Raw genomic sequence first — 2,405 nt, forward strand, 5'->3', positions numbered from 1 at the left:
GGAAGGTAAGGAAAAGGTAACTTCCTCAACTAACTTCTCAGCTTCGGCTTTTGTGGATTTCAAACAAAATAAGTCGATTTCTTACTTTAAATCTCCCGCCACTCCAGAAAGCCAGCCTCCTCCTGTAGAGGAAACCGCCAATGATGCTAACTCCACCTTGCAACAATCCGCCCAAGAGTCTACAGAAAATGACTCAGACCCCAATCAGCTAGCTACAGAACCCTCTAACGGTTTCGGGACTCAAATTTATGGGCAAGGGAGCATACACAGGCTGTTGACTACATTGTTTCCCCATAGACAATCCTTGAGCGACCCAAATGACGATTAGTCCGAGTAAGTGTTAATTGTAAGTTGTCGGCTTTGTGATTATCTGGGAAAGTTCATAATGGAAACATCTAATCAACGGTCTATGATAACCAGACAGGGAGCGAGTAGTCAAGAAACCTTCCAGGACACTGCTTTGGGTTTAGTTTCTACCCGCAGCTTTCCAGCAATAGTTGGGACGGCGGATATGATGCTGAAATCAGCAGGAGTTCATCTAGTTGGGTATGAAAAAATTGGTGGCGGGCATTGTACTGCGATCATCCGAGGTGGAATTGCTGACGTGCGTCTTGCCGTAGAATCTGGTGTCCAAACGGCTGAACAGTTTGGTCAGTTGGTTTCTAGCTTGGTGATTCCCCGACCTTATCCCAACCTAGATATAGTACTTCCCATCACAACTCGTTTTACTAAATTGATGGAAGAGGGGAATTACAGCCGTCTGAGTAACCAAGCAATTGGTTTGGTAGAAACGCGAGGATTTCCGGCGATGGTAGGAGCGTGTGATGCCATGCTTAAAGCTGCTGATGTTCATTTGGCAGCTTATGAAAAAATTGGTGGGGGATTGTGTACAGCCATTATTCGGGGTTCCGTAGCAAATGTAGCAGTAGCAGTGGAAGCAGGGATGTTTGAGGCAGAACGCATTGGGGAATTAAATGCAGTAATGGTAATTCCCCGACCGCTAGATGAGATGGAGCAAACTTTGCCATTAGCAAGCTGCTGGATAGAAGAACGCGAACCGTTAAACTTACCAGTGAATATTAAAGAACAAGTTGCCGAAATTGAGGTACTAAGATTACCAGATTTAACCAAACTACCGACAAAAATTGCCGAAGAATTATGGAATGATGAATGATGATAGATGAATTTGGGAAAATCATCATTCATCGGGAAGTGGAAGGAATCTTACGCTTTTCTTGTTGTTCTGATAATAGCTTCTTAAATCTATAAATAAAATACTTTTCTTTTAATAGAAGTAATAGAGTTTTGTCTATAATAAAACTCATAACTTTCTATGAGCATTGCTATAGCATTTGCAAGTGTTCAGTAATACTAGTTTTATATCGATGAATAGCTATTTACAGGAGAACCACCTTTGAAGCAAGCGACGCTGCACCAGTTAAAGGTATTCGAGGCGGCAGCACGGCACAGTAGCTTTACTCGCGCTGCTGAGGAATTGTTTCTCACCCAACCTACCGTTTCGATGCAGATCAAGCAACTCACTAAATCTGTAGGGTTGCCATTATTTGAGCAAGTGGGGAAGCGGTTGTATCTCACCGAGGCAGGACGAGAATTATTTGTTACTTGTCGGCAGATTTTTGAAAATATAGCCCAGTATGAAATGAAGGTTGCAGATTTAAAAGGGCTAAAACAGGGACAATTACGTTTGGCAGTAATTACAACAGCAAAATATTTTATCCCACGTTTGTTAGGGCCGTTTTGCCAACTTTATCCAGGGATTGATATCTCTCTGCAAGTAACGAATCACGAACAAATCTTGGAACGGATGAATAATAATCTGGACGACTTATATATTATGAGCCAAATTCCAGACAATATGGATGTGACTTGTGAACCATTTTTGGAAAACCCTTTGATCGTCTTTGCACCAATTAATCATCCATTATCCAAGGAAAAAAATATTCCGATCCAACGCCTGTCTAACCAACCTTTTATTATGCGGGAACCAGGTTCAGGAACTCGTCGCGCCGTCCAAAGTCTATTTGAAGAACAGGGGGTTACAGTAAAAGTCAAGCTAGAATTGGGAAGTAACGAAGCAATTAAACAAGCGATCGCAGGTGGTTTAGGAATTTCTGTTTTATCCCGTCATACCTTACTATTAGACGCCTCAGAGTTTAGCATTTTAGATGTACAACACTTTCCCATTCACCGAAATTGGTACATGGTTTACCCATCTGGTAAACAGCTATCGATCGTCGCTCGTGCCTATTATGAATATCTCTTGGATGCGGCGAAGAATTTTGTAGACAAAAACGCTGATAGTGCTTCTAGTACGCTTGAACCAACTCACGGCTAATTCGTAATTACGAATTACGAATTACCTAAAGGGGTTGACGGCTAGACCG

The 2,405-nt window shown here is 42.2% G+C and carries 2 protein-coding genes and 1 pseudogene; all 3 read left to right on the forward strand.

Annotated features, from left to right (window positions below; all coding sequences use genetic code 11):
* Nucleotides 1–328 (forward strand): annotated as a pseudogene (locus LC574_RS35860) (transferase); the annotation flags it as partial.
* A 57-nt stretch (nucleotides 329–385) separates the two neighbouring features.
* Nucleotides 386–1,174 carry a BMC domain-containing protein gene (locus LC574_RS35865; RefSeq protein WP_229458380.1) on the forward strand — a complete coding sequence of 263 codons (789 nt, stop codon included), beginning with the start codon at nucleotides 386–388 and terminating at the stop codon, nucleotides 1,172–1,174.
* A 240-nt stretch (nucleotides 1,175–1,414) separates the two neighbouring features.
* On the forward strand, nucleotides 1,415–2,356 hold the full coding sequence (locus LC574_RS35870) for a LysR family transcriptional regulator (protein ID WP_229458381.1): 942 nt from the start codon (nucleotides 1,415–1,417) through the stop codon (nucleotides 2,354–2,356).
* The last annotated feature ends 49 nt before the right edge of the window (nucleotides 2,357–2,405 follow it).

The organism is Nostoc sp. CHAB 5715 (genome assembly GCF_020829685.1).
In the GTDB taxonomy this organism is placed as follows: Bacteria; Cyanobacteriota; Cyanobacteriia; order Cyanobacteriales; family Nostocaceae; genus Nostoc.